Annotated in this window: 11 protein-coding genes; 9 read left to right on the plus strand and 2 right to left on the minus strand. The window is 61.0% G+C overall.

Translation table 11 applies throughout. From position 1 onward, the window contains the following. The first annotated feature begins 15 nt into the window (after positions 1 to 15). Genes thiB through thiQ form a run of 3 tightly spaced genes read left to right on the plus strand, consistent with a single transcriptional unit; the run spans position 16 to position 3,270 of the window. Positions 16 to 999 carry a thiamine ABC transporter substrate binding subunit gene (gene thiB / locus G6041_RS14720; RefSeq protein ID WP_012125773.1) on the plus strand — a complete coding sequence of 328 codons (984 nt, stop codon included), beginning with the start codon at positions 16 to 18 and terminating at the stop codon, positions 997 to 999. Beyond that, the gene (gene thiP, locus G6041_RS14725; RefSeq protein ID WP_012125774.1) at positions 975 to 2,585 is read left to right on the plus strand and encodes a thiamine/thiamine pyrophosphate ABC transporter permease ThiP; all 1,611 of its coding nucleotides are present in this window, start codon (positions 975 to 977) and stop codon (positions 2,583 to 2,585) included. The genes thiB and thiP overlap by 25 nt, the downstream gene beginning before the upstream one ends. Next, positions 2,569 to 3,270, plus strand: a complete 702-nt coding sequence (gene thiQ / locus G6041_RS14730) for a thiamine ABC transporter ATP-binding protein ThiQ (RefSeq protein ID WP_054628577.1) — start codon at positions 2,569 to 2,571, stop codon at positions 3,268 to 3,270. The genes thiP and thiQ overlap by 17 nt, the downstream gene beginning before the upstream one ends. Here the strand turns inward: thiQ and G6041_RS14735 are convergent. Together G6041_RS14735 and araC are read right to left on the minus strand one after the other, a co-directional pair. Further along, positions 3,264 to 4,034, minus strand: a complete 771-nt coding sequence (locus G6041_RS14735) for a DedA family protein (RefSeq protein ID WP_012125776.1) — start codon at positions 4,032 to 4,034, stop codon at positions 3,264 to 3,266. The two genes, thiQ and G6041_RS14735, sit on opposite strands and share 7 nt — an antisense overlap. Positions 4,035 to 4,150: 116 nt before the next feature. Further along, positions 4,151 to 4,996: an arabinose operon transcriptional regulator AraC gene (araC, locus tag G6041_RS14740; protein ID WP_004386427.1), complete on the minus strand. Its 846-nt coding sequence runs from the start codon at positions 4,994 to 4,996 to the stop codon at positions 4,151 to 4,153. A gap of 339 nt (positions 4,997 to 5,335) precedes the next feature. On the opposite strand from araC, the gene araB reads away from it, so the two are divergent. The 6 genes from araB to rluA all read left to right on the plus strand — a co-directional run bounded on the left by araB (position 5,336) and on the right by rluA (position 15,545). Beyond that, on the plus strand, positions 5,336 to 7,048 hold the full coding sequence (gene araB, locus G6041_RS14745; protein WP_041460613.1) for a ribulokinase: 1,713 nt from the start codon (positions 5,336 to 5,338) through the stop codon (positions 7,046 to 7,048). 10 nt (positions 7,049 to 7,058) lie between these two features. Then, positions 7,059 to 8,561, plus strand: coding sequence for an L-arabinose isomerase (araA, locus tag G6041_RS14750; RefSeq protein WP_041460614.1), 1,503 nt, complete (start codon positions 7,059 to 7,061; stop codon positions 8,559 to 8,561). An 85-nt stretch (positions 8,562 to 8,646) separates the two neighbouring features. Further along, the gene (araD, locus tag G6041_RS14755; protein WP_012125779.1) at positions 8,647 to 9,342 is read left to right on the plus strand and encodes an L-ribulose-5-phosphate 4-epimerase; all 696 of its coding nucleotides are present in this window, start codon (positions 8,647 to 8,649) and stop codon (positions 9,340 to 9,342) included. A 133-nt stretch (positions 9,343 to 9,475) separates the two neighbouring features. Beyond that, the gene (polB, locus tag G6041_RS14760) at positions 9,476 to 11,836 is read left to right on the plus strand and encodes a DNA polymerase II (RefSeq protein WP_054628576.1); all 2,361 of its coding nucleotides are present in this window, start codon (positions 9,476 to 9,478) and stop codon (positions 11,834 to 11,836) included. Positions 11,837 to 11,969: 133 nt separating this feature from the next. Beyond that, the gene (gene rapA, locus G6041_RS14765; RefSeq protein WP_012125782.1) at positions 11,970 to 14,876 is read left to right on the plus strand and encodes an RNA polymerase-associated protein RapA; all 2,907 of its coding nucleotides are present in this window, start codon (positions 11,970 to 11,972) and stop codon (positions 14,874 to 14,876) included. Between the two features lie 12 nt (positions 14,877 to 14,888). After that, on the plus strand, positions 14,889 to 15,545 hold the full coding sequence (rluA, locus tag G6041_RS14770) for a bifunctional tRNA pseudouridine(32) synthase/23S rRNA pseudouridine(746) synthase RluA (protein ID WP_012125783.1): 657 nt from the start codon (positions 14,889 to 14,891) through the stop codon (positions 15,543 to 15,545). The last annotated feature ends 31 nt before the right edge of the window (positions 15,546 to 15,576 follow it).

Raw genomic sequence — 15,576 nt, forward strand, 5'->3', positions numbered from 1 at the left:
TGATAAAGGTGCAAAGTGTTAAAAAAACTGCTTCCTCTGCTGGCGCTCGCCGCCGCTCCGGCTTTCGCCAAACCCGTTCTGACCGTCTACACCTACGACTCTTTCTCCTCGGAGTGGGGCCCTGGCCCGAAAATTAAAACCGCCTTTGAAGCCGACTGCGGCTGCGAGCTGAAATTCGTGGCGCTGGAGGATGGCGTCTCGCTGCTTAACCGTCTGCGCATGGAAGGCAAAAACAGCAAAGCCGATGTGGTGCTGGGCCTGGATAACAACCTGCTCCAGGCCGCGACCGCAACCGGGCTGTTCGCCAAAAGCGGCGTTCCGGCGGGTGAGGTTAACGTGCCGGGCGGCTGGAACAACGACACCTTTGTGCCGTTCGACTACGGCTGGTTCGCCTTCGTTTATGACAAAAACAAACTGAAAAACCCACCGAAAAGCCTCAAAGAGCTGGTTGAGAGCGATCAGAAATGGCGCGTCATCTATGAAGATCCGCGCACCAGCACGCCGGGGCTCGGCCTGCTGCTGTGGATGCAGAAAGTCTATGGCGATAACGCGCCGGACGCCTGGCAGAAGCTCGCCGCAAAAACCGTTACCGTCACCAAAGGCTGGAGCGAAGCCTACGGCCTGTTCCTGAAAGGCGAAGGCGATCTGGTGCTGAGCTACACCACCTCGCCCGCCTACCACATTATTGAAGAGAAAAAAGAGAACTACGCGGCGGCGAATTTCAGCGAAGGCCACTACCTGCAGGTGGAAGTCGCCGCACGCACCGCCGCCAGCAAACAGCCCGCGCTGGCGGAGAAATTCCTGAAGTTCATGGTTTCGCCTGCGTTCCAGAATGCAATTCCTGCCGGCAACTGGATGTACCCGGTGACCAGCGTCGCGCTGCCGGAAGGCTTTAACGCGCTGACCCGGCCGCAGACCACCCTGCAATTCACCTCACAGGAAGTGGCCGCACAGCGCGCGCAATGGACGAGTGAATGGCAACGCGCCGTGAGCCGCTGATCCCCGGCTGGCTCTGGCCCGGCCTCACCGCTGCCCTGCTGATGGCGGCGGTGGCGCTGGCGGCGTTCGCAGCACTCTGGACACACGCGCCGCACACCGATGCACGCGCGCTGCTGCACGACAGCTATCTGTGGCACGTGGTGCGCTTCTCGTTCTGGCAGGCGTTTCTCTCCGCGCTGCTTTCCGTCGTGCCTGCGATCCCACTCGCCCGCGCGCTCTACCGCCGCCGCTTTCCAGGGCGGCGAATGCTGCTGCGACTGTGCGCCATGACGCTTATCCTGCCGGTGCTGGTGGCGATTTTCGGCCTGCTTAGCGTCTACGGGCGCAGCGGCTGGCTTGCCGCGCTCTGCGCGACGCTCGGTATTGAATGGACGTTTTCGCCTTATGGATTACAGGGCATCCTGCTGGCACACCTCTTTTTTAATATGCCGATGGCGACCCGCCTGCTGTACCAGACGCTGACGCAGATCCCCGGCGAACAGCGCCAGCTCGCGGCGCAGCTCGGTATGCGCGGCTGGGACTTCTTCCGGCTGGTGGAGTGGCCCTGGCTGCGCCGCCAGATCCCGCCGGTGGCGGCGCTCATTTTTATGCTCTGCTTCGCCAGTTTCGCCACGGTGCTGGCGCTCGGCGGCGGGCCGCAGGCGACAACCATTGAGCTCGCCATCTACCAGGCGCTGAGCTATGACTACGATCCGGGCCGCGCGGCGCTCCTGGCGCTTATCCAGATGGGCTGCTGCCTGTCGCTTATCCTGCTTAGCCAGCGGCTCAGCAAAGCAATTCCGGTCGGCGCGACGCTGGCACGCGGCTGGCGCAACCCGGAGGATTCATGGCGCAGCAAACTCATCGATTCACTGCTGATTGGTGCCGCGCTGATGCTTCTCCTGCCGCCGCTACTGGCGGTGCTGGTGGATGGCCTGCGCGGCGACATTAGCCATGCGCTGGCCGACCCGGCGCTGTGGGGCACGCTCTGGACGTCGCTGCGTATCGCGCTCTGCGCGGGAGTGCTGTGCGTCATCCTGACCATGATGCTGCTCTGGAGCACACGCGAGCTGTACCTGCGCCAGCGTCGTCTTGCCGGGCAAAGCCTTGAGCTCTGCGGTGTGCTGATCCTCGCGATGCCGGGCATCGTGCTGGCGACCGGGTTTTTCCTGCTGCTGAACGCCACCCTCGGTCTGCCAGAGCGCGCCGATGCGATTGTGATTTTCACCAATGCGCTGATGGCTATCCCTTACGCGCTGAAAGTGCTCGATAACCCGATGCGCGATATCGCCGCGCGTTACGGCGCGCTCTGCGCGTCGCTTGACATACGCGGCCTGAACCGGCTTCGACTGGTGGAAACTCGCGCGCTGCGGGTGCCGCTCGCCCAGGCGATGGCGTTCGCCTGCGTATTGTCGATTGGCGACTTCGGCGTCGTGGCGCTGTTTGGCAATGAGGATTTCCGCACGCTGCCCTTTTATCTCTACCAGCAGATCGGCGCGTATCGCAGCGACGCCGGCGCGGTCACGGCGCTGCTGCTGCTGTTACTCTGTTTCCTGCTGTTCACCTTGATTGAAAAACTTCCGGGGCGCCATGCTGACACTGACTGATCTCACCTGGCTGTATCACCACCTGCCGATGCGCTTTACGCTGGACGTGCGCGAGGGCGAACGCGTGGCGGTGCTGGGGCCAAGCGGCGCGGGTAAAAGCACGCTGCTCAATCTGATTGCCGGATTTCTCGCGCCCGCCAGCGGCACGCTCACTATCAACGGCGCGGATCACACCCGCACGCCGCCGTCAAAACGCCCGGTGTCGATGCTGTTTCAGGAAAATAATCTCTTTAACCATCTGACGGTGCGCCAGAACATTGCTCTCGGGCTGTCGCCCGGCCTGCGGCTGAACGCGCAGCAGAAGCGTCAGGTTGAGGCGATAGCCGACAACATGGCGATTGGCGATCTGCTGGAGCGGCTGCCGGGCGCGCTCTCCGGCGGCCAGCGTCAGCGGGCGGCGCTGGCGCGCTGTCTGGTGCGAAAGCGCCCCGTTCTGCTGCTGGATGAGCCCTTTTCCGCGCTCGATCCGGCGCTGCGTCAGGAGATGCTGACGCTGCTGGAAAAACTGTGCGAGGAGGAAGGCACAACGCTGCTTATGGTGTCGCACAGCGTCGAGGATGCGGCGCGCATCGCCGCGCGCAGTCTGGTGGTCGTTGAAGGACGCATCGTCTGGGACGGCCCCACCGCGCAGTTGCTGAGCGGCGAGGCCAGCGCGTCGGCGCTGCTCGGCATTACGCCTCACTGAGCGCCGGTCACCACTTTCCACAGAATGCTGCGATACACCGGCATCAGCGGGTGGCTCTGAATGGCGAACAGCGCCACGGCCGCCGCGGCCGCCACGCCGGGAGCCAGCCAGTGCAGACGCGCGCGCGGCAGATAGCGCGTGAGGCGATCCTGCGTTTTACCGCTGCGCCACCAGCGCCAGAGCAGCCACGCCGCCAGCCAGACCAGCAGCGCCACGCCGCCGAGCAGCCATTTAAACGCACCGCTTTTCATCTCCGGCGGAATGTCGATAGCGGCGCCCGCGAGAATGCCTGGCAGAAAGTAAAACGGCGGCCAGAGCAGGCAGCCGACGATATTCGGCGGAAGGAATTTACGCACCGGCAGATCGAGCATTCCCGCCACCATCGGCACCAGCGGGCGCGTTGGCCCGACAAAGCGCCCGACGAGAATGGTAAACATGCTGTGCTGATGCAGCGCGTGTTCGGTTTTATCGAGCAGCGCCTTGTGTTTTTTAAGGAAGGACCAGCGGTGCAGCGGCTTTTTAAAGCGCCAGCCGAGCCAGAACGAGATCCAGTCGCCAAGCAGGCAGCCAATAATCCCCACGGCCCAGGCCTCATAGAAATTGACCTCGCCGCTGCCGATGAGCGCGCCCAGCGCCGCCATCAGCACGGTGCCGGGCAGCAGTAACCCGACCAGCGCCAGGGATTCGAGGAACGCTACCAGCGCAATAGCAATCAGCGAATAGGCGACTGACTGAGTGATAAAGTGTTCCAGAAAGGCTTCCATAACGCATCCGGTAAAGTGTGGAACAGAGGATTCTCCTGAGCGCTATGCCCTGCGTCAAGCCATCCTTCTTTAACCATACTTTACTTTACCGGGCATGACACGAAACCCACGTTGCGTTATTCGCATCCGGCGCGGAATTCACTCGGGCTCGCCCCGGTGCATTTCTTAAACACACGCGAGAAATAGAGCTGATCTTCAAAGCCCACGTTGCGCCCGACGCTCGCTATCGGCATGCGTGTGGTGCTGAGCAGAAGCTTCGCCTGGCTGATGCGCTGATCTTCGCGCCAGCTCAGCACGCTGACGCCCAACTGCTGACGGAAGAGATGCGACAGGCGCGACGGTGACAGGCAGACATGCTGAGCGACGCTTGCAATATCAAAATGGCTGTCGGCCAGGTGATCGCTGATGTACTGGCAGGCGTCGCGCACGCGGCTGTCGAGCGGCGCTTTCAGCGATTCGCTGATAGCCTCGACGCGGCGCAGCAGCAACTGCTCCAGCAAGTTTATCGCCAGCAGCTCGGCATAACGCCCCGGCCCCTGCGCGGCGTCGATAATCGCCTGAAACAGCGAAGAAAACTGTTCGTGATGCGCCTCGTCCGGGCGGTAAAAACCGGTATTGGCGAAAATGGCGGGCCAGTTCAGCCACTCGTGCCAGTAGGCGCGCGGGCGGAAATAGACCCACTGGTGATACCACTCTTTCGCCTCCGGGTTGCGGCCATAGTGGTGCACTTCGCCCGGCGGAAACAGCAGCATATCGCCGGGGCGGCAGAGATATTCTTTACCCTGATTTTTCACCACCCCTTCGCCGCGCACCGTCAGGTTGAGAATATAACCTTTCATGCCGAGCGGCCGGTCAATGAAAAAATCGAGCCAGCCGTCGGCCTCAATCGGCGTCAGTCCGGCCACGAGATGGGCGTTAAACGAGTAACCAGGCAGCAGAGGATCGTTTTGCGTTTCAGCCATTTTCACGGCGCTCCGAAGCGAGAGTGAAGAAACCATTTGTCCATATCGTTATTTTCGCCAGCAGCGGCAGGCACCTGAGCGCCTGGCACAACAGCGGCGGCGGCTTAAGCCCGCTTTATTACAGAAAATAACCTGTATTGCCTTCGCTGTCAGGCTTTTTAATCCATAACCGAAGTGTCTATAAGCGCGGCAGAAATGTCCACATCGAATATTTGCGTGGCGTCACAAATTCTCGCTTCACAGCATTTTCGTCCATAAGTTCAGCGGATCCACCCTGACCCTTTTGGCGGGGTAAAACTAATGTTCTCTCCATGTTTGTTTATCGCATGGAGTATGAAGATGGCTATTGCGCTGGGACTCGATTTTGGCAGCGATTCGGTTCGGGCTTTGGCGGTGGACTGCACCACCGGTGCCGAGCTTGCCACCAGCGTGGAGTGGTATCCACGCTGGCAGGAAGGGCGCTATTGCGACGCGGCCCGTAACCAGTTCCGCCATCATCCGCGGGATTACATTGAATCAATGGAAGCGGCGTTAAAAACCGTGCTGGCGGAGCTCTCGCCAGAGCAGCGCGCCGCCGTGGTTGGCATCGGCGTTGACAGCACCGGCTCCACGCCCGCCCCGATTGACGCCGACGGTAACGTGCTGGCGCTTAATCCGGAGTTTGCCGACAACCCCAACGCGATGTTCGTGCTGTGGAAAGATCACACCTCGGTGGAAGAAGCGGAAGCAATCACCCGCCTGTGCCATACGCCCGGTAAAACGGACTATTCGCGCTACATCGGCGGGATTTACTCCAGCGAATGGTTCTGGGCCAAGATCCTGCATGTGACGCGCCAGGACAACGCCGTCGCGCAGGCCGCCGCCTCATGGATTGAGCTGTGCGACTGGGTGCCTGCCCTGCTCTCCGGCACCACCCGCCCGGCGGATATTCGCCGCGGCCGTTGCAGCGCCGGTCATAAATCGCTGTGGCACGAAAGCTGGGGCGGCCTGCCGCCGGCAAGCTTCTTCGATGAGCTTGATCCGCTGATTAACCAGCATCTCGATTACCCGATGTTCACCGACACCTTCACCGCCGACATTCCGGTGGGCAACCTGTGCGCCGACTGGGCGCAGCGCCTCGGCCTGCCGGAGAGCGTGGTGATTTCCGGCGGCGCGTTTGACTGCCATATGGGCGCGGTCGGCGCGGGCGCACAGCCGAACACGCTCGTGAAAGTGATCGGCACCTCCACCTGCGACATCCTGGTGGCGGAGAAAGCAGACGTCGGCGAGCGCGCCGTGAAAGGTATTTGTGGTCAGGTGGATGGCAGCGTGGTGCCGGATTTCATCGGCCTCGAAGCCGGGCAATCCGCCTTCGGCGATATCTACGCCTGGTTTGGTCGTCTGCTCGGCTGGCCGCTGGATACGCTCGCGAAGCAGCACCCGGAACTGAAACCCCAGATTGAAGCCAGCAAAAAACAGTTGCTGCCTGCGCTTACGGAAGCCTGGGCGAAAAATCCGTCGCTCGATCATCTGCCGGTGATCCTCGACTGGTTTAACGGCCGCCGCACGCCGTTCGCCAACCAGCGCCTGAAAGGCGTCATTACCGATCTTAACCTCGCCACCGACGCGCCGCTGCTCTTCGGCGGGCTTATCGCCGCCACCGCCTTTGGCGCGCGCGCCATTCAGGAGTGCTTTGTCGATCAGGGCATCGCGGTGAATAACGTGATGGCGCTCGGCGGCATCGCCCGTAAAAACCCGGTGATTATGCAGGTCTGTTGCGACGTGCTGAACCGCCCGCTGCAAATCGTCGCCTCCGATCAGTGCTGTGCGCTGGGCGCGGCCATTTTCGCCGCCGTCGCCGCAGGCGCCCATGCCGATATCCTGCAGGCGCAGCAGGCGATGGCAAGCCAGATTGAAAGCACGCTTCAGCCGCAGCCTGAGAGCGCCGCGCGCTTCGAACAACTCTACCGCCGCTTCCAGCAATGGTCGCAAAGCGCGGAACAACACTATCTCCCTTCAGCCGCCACCCCGCAGTCTGCCGAGCGCGCAGGCCAGGCGGCCCTGACACATTAAGGACACGATGATGACAATTTTCGATCAGTATGAAGTGTGGTTTGTGATTGGCAGCCAGCACCTTTACGGCCCTGAAACGCTGCGTCAGGTCAACCAGCACGCCGAACAGGTGGTGAACGCGCTGAACGCTGAAGCGAAGCTGCCGTGCAAACTGGTGTTGAAGCCGCTCGGCACCACACCGGACGAGATCACCGCCATTTGCCGCGACGCCAACTATGACGACAAATGCGCGGGTCTGGTGGTCTGGCTGCATACGTTCTCGCCGGCGAAGATGTGGATCAACGGCCTTGCCATCCTTAACAAACCGCTGCTGCAATTCCATACCCAGTTCAATGCGCAGATCCCGTGGGGCAGCATCGACATGGACTTTATGAACCTGAACCAGACCGCACACGGCGGCCGCGAGTTCGGCTTCATCGGCGCGCGCATGCGTCTGCAACACAGCGTAGTAACCGGCCACTGGCAGGACAAACAGTCTCAGGGGCGTCTCGGCGCGTGGATGCGCCAGGCGGTATCGAAACAGGATACCCGTCACCTGAAAGTGGCGCGCTTTGGCGACAACATGCGTGAAGTCGCCGTGACCGAAGGGGATAAAGTCGCCGCGCAGATCAAGTTCGGCTTCTCGGTGAACACCTGGGGCGTGGGCGATCTGGTAGCCGTGGTTAACGACGTCAGCGAAGGCGATATCAACGCGCTGGTGGATGAATATGAAAGCAGCTACCGCCTGACCCCTGCCGCGCAAATTAACGGCGATAAACGCCAGAACGTTCTTGATGCGGCGCGCATTGAGCTTGGCATGAAGCGCTTCCTGGAGGACGGCGGTTTCCACGCCTTCACCACGACGTTTGAAGACTTGCACGGGCTGAAACAGCTGCCGGGCCTCGCGGTACAGCGTCTGATGCAGCAGGGCTACGGCTTTGCGGGCGAAGGCGACTGGAAAACCGCCGCGCTGCTGCGCATCATGAAAGTGATGTCGACTGGCCTTGAAGGCGGCACCTCCTTTATGGAGGACTACACCTATAACTTCGAGAACGGCAACGACATGGTGCTCGGCTCCCACATGCTGGAAGTCTGCCCGACCATCGCCACGCCGGAAAAACCGATCCTCGACGTGCAATACCTCGGCATTGGTGGTAAAGCCGATCCGGCGCGCCTGATCTTCTCCACCTCCACCGGTCCTGCCGTCAACGCCAGCCTTATCGATCTGGGCGATCGTTTCCGCCTGCTGGTGAACTGCGTCGACGCGGTAAAAACCCCGCACGACCTGCCGAAGTTGCCGGTGGCCAACGCGCTGTGGAAAGCGCAGCCGGATCTGCCGACCGCGTCTGAAGCCTGGATCCTCGCCGGTGGCGCGCACCACACCGTCTTCAGCCAGGCGCTGACGCTCGACGATATGCGCCTGTTCGCGGAGATGCATGACCTTGAACTCGCCGTGATCGACAACGAGACCCGCCTGCCCGCGTTTAAAGACGCGCTGCGCTGGAACGAAGTCTATTACGGCTTCAAACGTTAACCCCCAGTGCCCGGTGACGCGTCGTGCGCCGGGCCTGTGACTTCGCAGGCTCGCTCGCGACACGTCATCCGGCGTGGAGAGAGGTATGTTAGAAGAACTCAAGCGTCAGGTGCTGGAAGCCAATCTGGCGCTGCCAAAGCATAATCTGGTGACGCTCACGTGGGGCAACGTGAGCGCCGTTGACCGCGAGCGCGGCCTGTTTGTTATCAAGCCCTCGGGCGTCGATTACAGCGTGATGACCGCAGAAGATATGGTGGTGGTCAGCATCGAGACCGGCGAAGTCGTCGAAGGCACGAAAAAGCCGTCGTCCGATACGCCCACCCATCGCCTGCTCTATCAGCAGTTTCCGACGATCGGCGGCATTGTGCATACCCATTCGCGCCACGCGACGATCTGGGCGCAGGCGGGACTGCCGATCCCGGCGACCGGCACCACGCATGCCGATTACTTCTACGGGGAGATCCCCTGCACCCGTAAAATGACGGATGACGAGATCAACGGCGCGTATGAGTGGGAAACCGGCGTGGTGATCGCCGAAACCTTCCGCCAGCGCGATATCGATCCGGCTCAGATGCCCGGCGTGCTGGTGCACTCCCACGGCCCGTTCTCCTGGGGTAAAGATGCGGTCGACGCGGTGCATAACGCGATCGTGCTGGAAGAGATCGCCTATATGGGGATCTTCTGCCGCCAGCTCGCCCCGGAACTGCCGCCAATGCAGCAGACGCTGCTGGATAAACATTATCTGCGCAAACACGGCGCGAAAGCGTATTACGGGCAGTAAACCGCGCCCGGTGGCGCGACGCTTACCGGGCTTGCGGGCAAGGTGCATTGCTATCGCACACCTGTATAAAACCCCAGCAAAACAGACGCAACCAGGCTATAATCACGCCTGGTTTTTTATGTGAGTACGCCGCGTGTCTGAAGCGCATCAGGGGTTTATTTTAAGCCGTCACTGGCGGGATACACCGCAGGGAACGGAGATCGAATTCTGGCTTGCGACAGATGCCGGGCCGCTGCGCGTCTGCCTGCCGCCGCAGGAGTCCGTCGCGTTTATTCCCGAAGCCGAACGCGCGCGCGCCGAAAGCCTGCTTGCGCAGGAGAACGACGCGCGCTTCGCGGCACTTTCACTGAAAGATTTTCAGCGTCAGCCTGTGTGCGGCCTTTATTGCCGCTCGCACCGCCAGCTGATGCGGCTTGAAAAGCTGCTGCGCGAAAACGGCGTCACGGTCTATGAGGCGGATATTCGCCCGCCGGAGCGCTTTCTGATGGAGCGGTTTATCACGGCACCCGTGTGGGTCAGCGGCGAGCGTCAGGGCGAGCGGCTGATTAACGCACGCCTGAAGCCGAGCCCGCACTATCGCCCGCCGCTCAAATGGGTGTCGCTGGATATCGAAACCAACCGCCACGGCGAGCTGTACTGCATTGGTCTTGAAGGCTGCGGCTCACGCGTGGTCTACATGCTCGGGCCGGAAAACGGCGACGCTCGCGGCCTTGATTTCGAACTGGAATATGTCGCAAGCCGCCCGCAGCTGATTGAAAAACTCAACGCCTGGTTTGCACGGCATGACCCGGATGTGCTGATCGGCTGGAACGTTATCCAGTTCGATCTGCGGATGCTGCAAAAACATGCTGAGCGCTACGGCGTGCCCTTACGGCTTGGGCGCGGCAACAGCGAGCTGGAGTGGCGTGAGCACGGCTTTAAAAACGGCGTCTTTTTCGCGCAGGCCGCGGGGCGGTTAATCATCGACGGCATTGAAGCGCTGAAATCCGCCTTCTGGAATTTTTCATCGTTTTCGCTGGAGGCGGTGTCTCAGGAGCTGCTCGGCGAAGGCAAAGCCATCGACAACCCGTGGCAGCGCATGGATGAAATCGACCGGCGCTTCGCGGAGGATAAACCCGCGCTCGCCACCTACAACCTGAAAGACTGCGAGCTGGTAACGCGCATCTTCCATAAAACGGAGATCATGCCGTTTCTGCTGGAACGCGCCACGGTGAACGGCCTGCCGGTGGACCGCCACGGCGGCTCGGTCGCGGCGTTCAGCCACCTCTATTTTCCACGCATGCACCGCGCGGGTTTTGTCGCGCCCAATCTCGGCGCGGTGCCGCCGCAGGCCAGTCCCGGCGGCTATGTGATGGATTCGCAGCCCGGCCTGTATGATTCGGTGCTGGTGCTCGATTACAAAAGCCTTTATCCGTCGATCATCCGCACCTTTTTAATCGATCCGGTAGGACTGGTGGAAGGGCTGGGCGCGCCGGAACCCGCGGCAAGCGTGGAAGGCTTTATTGGCGCGTGGTTTTCGCGCGAGACGCACTGCCTGCCGGAGATCGTCACGCAGATCTGGCAGGGGCGCGAAGAGGCTAAACGCCTCGGCAACAAGCCGCTCTCCCAGGCGCTAAAGATCATTATGAACGCGTTTTACGGCGTGCTCGGCACCAGCGCGTGCCGGTTCTACGATCCGCGCCTCGCCTCCTCTATTACCATGCGCGGCCACGAGATCATGCGTCAGACCAAAGCGCTGATCGAAGCGCAGGGCTATACGGTGATTTACGGCGATACTGACTCCACGTTCGTCTGGCTTAAGCGGGCGCATAAAGAAGACGAGGCCGCAGAGATAGGCCAGCGGCTGATTGCACACGTTAACGCCTGGTGGCAGCGTTACCTTAAAGAGAGTATGGGCCTTGAGAGCGCGCTGGAGCTGGAATACGAAACCCACTTCAGCCGTTTTCTGATGCCGACCATTCGCGGCGCGGAGATGGGCAGCAAAAAGCGCTACGCCGGGCTGATTCAGGAGGGCGACCACCAGCGCATGGTCTTTAAAGGGCTGGAAACGGTGCGCACCGACTGGACGCCGCTCGCGCAGCAGTTCCAGCAAAATCTCTACCTGCGTATTTTTCGCCGCGAGCCGTACCAGGATTACATTCGCGACACTATCGCGCGGCTGATGGCGGGCGAACTGGACGATCAACTGGTCTACCGCAAACGCCTGCGCCGCCCGCTCAGCGAATACCAGCGTAACGTGCCGCCGCACGTGCGCGCCGCACGGCTTGCCGATGAGCATAACGCGCGCCTCGGGCGTCCGGCGCAGTACCAGAACCGCGGCACGATTAAATATGTCTGGACGATGAACGGCCCGGAACCGGTGGATTATCAGCAGGGCGCGCCCGACTACGATCACTATTTAACGAAGCAGTTACAGCCCGTCGCGGACGGCATCCTGCCTTTTATGGAGGATGACTTTGCTACACTCATGACAGGGCAGATGGGGCTTTTTTGACACGTGACGAACGTCCTGCCATCCAGTACCATAGCGCCCTTTTCACATCACCCTGATTGCGACCCCCCGCCTGCACGCAGGCGGGAGTCATACTATTGCCTGCAAATCTGATAAGAGAATAGAGCCGATATATATGCCTTTTACACTTGGTCAACGCTGGATCAGCGATACGGAAAGCGAACTGGGACTGGGCACCGTGGTGGCGATTGATGCCCGCATGGTGACTCTGCTTTTCCCGGCTACCGGTGAAAATCGTCTGTATGCCCGAAATGACTCCCCGGTCACCCGCGTAATGTTCAACCCGGGCGATACCGTGACCAGCCACGAAGGCTGGCAGTTGAAAGTGGATGAAGTAAAGGAAGAAAACGGCTTACTTATTTATATCGGCACCCGTCTGGATACGCTTGAGGAAAATGTCGCGCTGCGCGAAGTGTTCCTCGACAGCAAACTGGTGTTCAGCAAACCGCAGGACCGCCTGTTCGCCGGTCAGATTGACAGAATGGACCGCTTCGCCCTGCGCTATCGCGCCCGCAAGTACCAGAGCGAACAGTACCGGATGCCGTGGAGCGGCCTGCGCGGCCAGCGCACGAACCTTATCCCGCACCAGCTCAATATCGCCAATGACGTGGGCCGCCGCCACGCGCCGCGCGTGCTGCTGGCCGATGAAGTGGGTCTCGGCAAAACCATCGAGGCCGGGATGATCATTCATCAGCAGCTGCTTGCAGGCGCGGCCGAGCGCGTGCTGATTGTCGTGCCGGAAACGCTGCAACACCAGTGGCTGGTGGAGATGCTGCGCCGCTTCAACCTGCGCTTCTCGCTGTTTGATGACGAGCGTTACGCCGAAGCCCAGCATGAATCCGACAACCCGTTCGACACCGAACAACTGGTGATCTGCTCGCTGGATTTCGTGCGCCGCAACAAGCAGCGCCTTGAGCATCTGTGCGACGCCGAGTGGGATCTGCTGGTGGTGGATGAAGCCCATCACCTGGTCTGGAGCGAAGATGCCCCGAGCCGTGAATATCAGGCGATTGAACAGCTGGCCGAACGCGTGCCAGGCGTACTGCTGCTGACCGCGACGCCGGAACAGCTCGGTATGGAGAGCCACTTCGCGCGTCTGCGCCTGCTGGACCCGAATCGTTTCCACGATTTCGCGCAGTTTGTCGAAGAACAGCAGAATTATCGCCCGGTGGCGGACGCCGTGGCGCTGCTGCTGGCGGGCACGCATCTGAGCGATGAACAGCTCAACACCTTAAGCGAACTGATTGGCGAACAGGATATCGAGCCGCTGCTGCAAACCGCCAACAGCGACCGCGACGGCGCCGAAAGCGCGCGTCAGGAGCTGGTCTCCATGCTGATGGACCGCCACGGCACCAGCCGCGTGCTGTTCCGTAATACCCGCAACGGCGTGAAAGGCTTCCCGCAGCGCGAGTTGCACACCATTAAGCTGCCGCTGCCGACGCAGTACCAGACCGCGATTAAAGTCTCCGGCATCATGGGCGCGCGTAAATCTGCCGAAGAGCGCGCGCGCGATATGCTCTACCCGGAGCAGATTTACCAGGAGTTTGAAGGCGACAGTGGCACCTGGTGGAACTTCGACCCGCGCGTGGAGTGGCTGATGGGCTATCTGACCAGCCACCGCTCGCAGAAAGTGCTGGTGATTTGTGCCAAAGCCGCCACCGCGCTGCAACTGGAGCAGGTGCTGCGCGAGCGCGAAGGCATTCGCGCCGCCGTGTTCCATGAAGGCATGTCGATTATCGAGCGCGACCGCGCGGCAGCCTGGTTTGCCGAAGAAGATACCGGCGCGCAGGTGCTGCTGTGCTCGGAAATCGGCTCCGAAGGCCGCAACTTCCAGTTCGCCAGCCAGCTGGTAATGTTCGATCTGCCGTTCAACCCCGATCTGCTGGAACAGCGTATCGGCCGTCTGGACCGTATCGGCCAGGCGCATGATATCCAGATCCATGTGCCGTACCTTGAGAAAACCGCGCAATCCGTGCTGGTGCGCTGGTATCACGAAGGCCTGGACGCGTTCGAGCACACCTGCCCTACCGGACGCGCGATTTACGACAGCGTCTATGAGCAATTGATTGGTTATCTGGCCGCCCCGGAGAACACCGAAGGCTTTGACGCGTTGATTCAGGCGTGCCGTAAACAGCACGATGAGCTGAAGGCGCAGCTTGAGCAGGGCCGCGACCGCCTGCTGGAGATCCACTCTAACGGCGGCGAAAAAGCCCAGCAGCTGGCTGATGCCATCGCTGAACAGGATGACGATACGGGCCTGGTGAATTTCGCCATGAATCTGTTCGACATCGTCGGCATCAATCAGGACGATCGCGGCGAACATATGATTGTGCTGACGCCATCCGATCACATGCTGGTGCCGGATTTCCCCGGCCTGCCGGAAGATGGCTGCACCATTACGTTTAACCGCGATGTGGCGCTGTCGCGCGAAGACGCGCAGTTCATCACCTGGGAGCACCCGCTTATCCGCAACGGTCTGGATTTGATCCTCTCCGGCGATACCGGCAGCTGCACCATTTCGCTGCTGAAAAACAAAGCGTTACCGGTCGGCACGCTGCTGCTGGAACTGATTTACGTGGTCGAAGCCAAAGCGCCGAAGCAGTTGCAGCTTAACCGCTTCCTGCCGCCGACGCCGGTCCGCATGCTGCTCGATAAAAATGGCAATAACCTGGCAGGCCAGGTGGAATTTGAAAGCTTCAACCGCCAGCTCAGCGCCGTGAACCGTCATACCGGCAGCAAGCTGGTGAACGCGGTGCAGCAGGAAGTGCATGCGATTCTGCAGGGCGGCGAAGCGCAGGTGGAGAAAGCGGCGCGCGAGCTTATCGACGCGGCGCGTCAGGAAGCCGATGACAAACTCTCCGCCGAGCTGTCGCGTCTCGAAGCGCTGCGCGCCGTGAACCCGAACATTCGCGACGACGAACTGGCGGCGATTGAGCATAACCGTCAGCAGGTGCTGGAGAATCTTAACCAGGCGAGCTGGCGACTGGATGCGCTGCGTCTTATCGTAGTGACTCATCAGTAACCGGAGCGAAACATGCTGGATGCCTATAACCCGCCGCAAGACCCGTGGCTGCTCATTCTTTATCAGGATGAGCATATTATGGTGGTCAACAAACCCAGCGGTCTGCTCTCGGTGCCTGGACGGCTTGAGGAGCATAAAGACAGCGTGATGACCCGCATTCAGCGTGATTTCCCGAAGGCAGAATCGGTGCACCGGCTGGATATGGCCACCAGCGGGGTGATTGCGGTGGCGCTCACCAAAGCCGCGGAGCGCGAGCTTAAGCGGCAGTTCCGCGAACGCGAGCCGAAGAAGCATTACGTGGCGCGCGTCTGGGGGCACCCGGAAAACGCGCAGGGGGTGGTGGATTTACCGCTGATTTGCGACTGGCCGAACCGGCCAAAGCAGAAGGTCTGCTATGAAACGGGCAAAGCGGCGCAAACCGAGTATGAGGTGCTGGAGTACGCGGACGATAACACCGCCCGCGTGTTGCTCAGGCCGATTACCGGGCGTTCGCATCAGCTGCGCGTGCATATGATGGCGCTTGGCCACCCGATTCTGGGCGATAAGTTTTACGCGACACCCGACGCGTTCGCCCGCGCGCCGCGTCTGCTGCTGCACGCCGAGCAGCTCACGATTACGCATCCGGCCTACGGCACGCCGATGACGTTCCGGGCGCCTGCGGATTTCTGAGCCGCTCCCGTTAACCCGTACTTAGTCACCC

The organism is Cronobacter sp. HA18003 (assembly GCF_011605905.1).
GTDB classification, from domain to species: Bacteria; Pseudomonadota; Gammaproteobacteria; order Enterobacterales; family Enterobacteriaceae; genus Cronobacter; species Cronobacter sakazakii.

Bases quoted from the DNA above. Each gene is read 5' to 3' on its own strand.
- araD (WP_012125779.1), top strand. From the start codon at position 8,647: ATGTTAGAAGAACTCAAGCGTCAGGTGCTGGAAGCCAATCTGGCGCTG.
- thiP (WP_012125774.1), top strand. From the start codon at position 975: ATGGCAACGCGCCGTGAGCCGCTGATCCCCGGCTGGCTCTGGCCCGGC.
- rapA (WP_012125782.1), top strand. From the start codon at position 11,970: ATGCCTTTTACACTTGGTCAACGCTGGATCAGCGATACGGAAAGCGAA.
- thiQ (WP_054628577.1), top strand. From the start codon at position 2,569: ATGCTGACACTGACTGATCTCACCTGGCTGTATCACCACCTGCCGATG.
- araB (WP_041460613.1), top strand. From the start codon at position 5,336: ATGGCTATTGCGCTGGGACTCGATTTTGGCAGCGATTCGGTTCGGGCT.
- rluA (WP_012125783.1), top strand. From the start codon at position 14,889: ATGCTGGATGCCTATAACCCGCCGCAAGACCCGTGGCTGCTCATTCTT.
- araA (WP_041460614.1), top strand. From the start codon at position 7,059: ATGACAATTTTCGATCAGTATGAAGTGTGGTTTGTGATTGGCAGCCAG.
- G6041_RS14735 (WP_012125776.1), bottom strand. From the start codon at position 4,034: ATGGAAGCCTTTCTGGAACACTTTATCACTCAGTCAGTCGCCTATTCG.
- araC (WP_004386427.1), bottom strand. From the start codon at position 4,996: ATGGCTGAAACGCAAAACGATCCTCTGCTGCCTGGTTACTCGTTTAAC.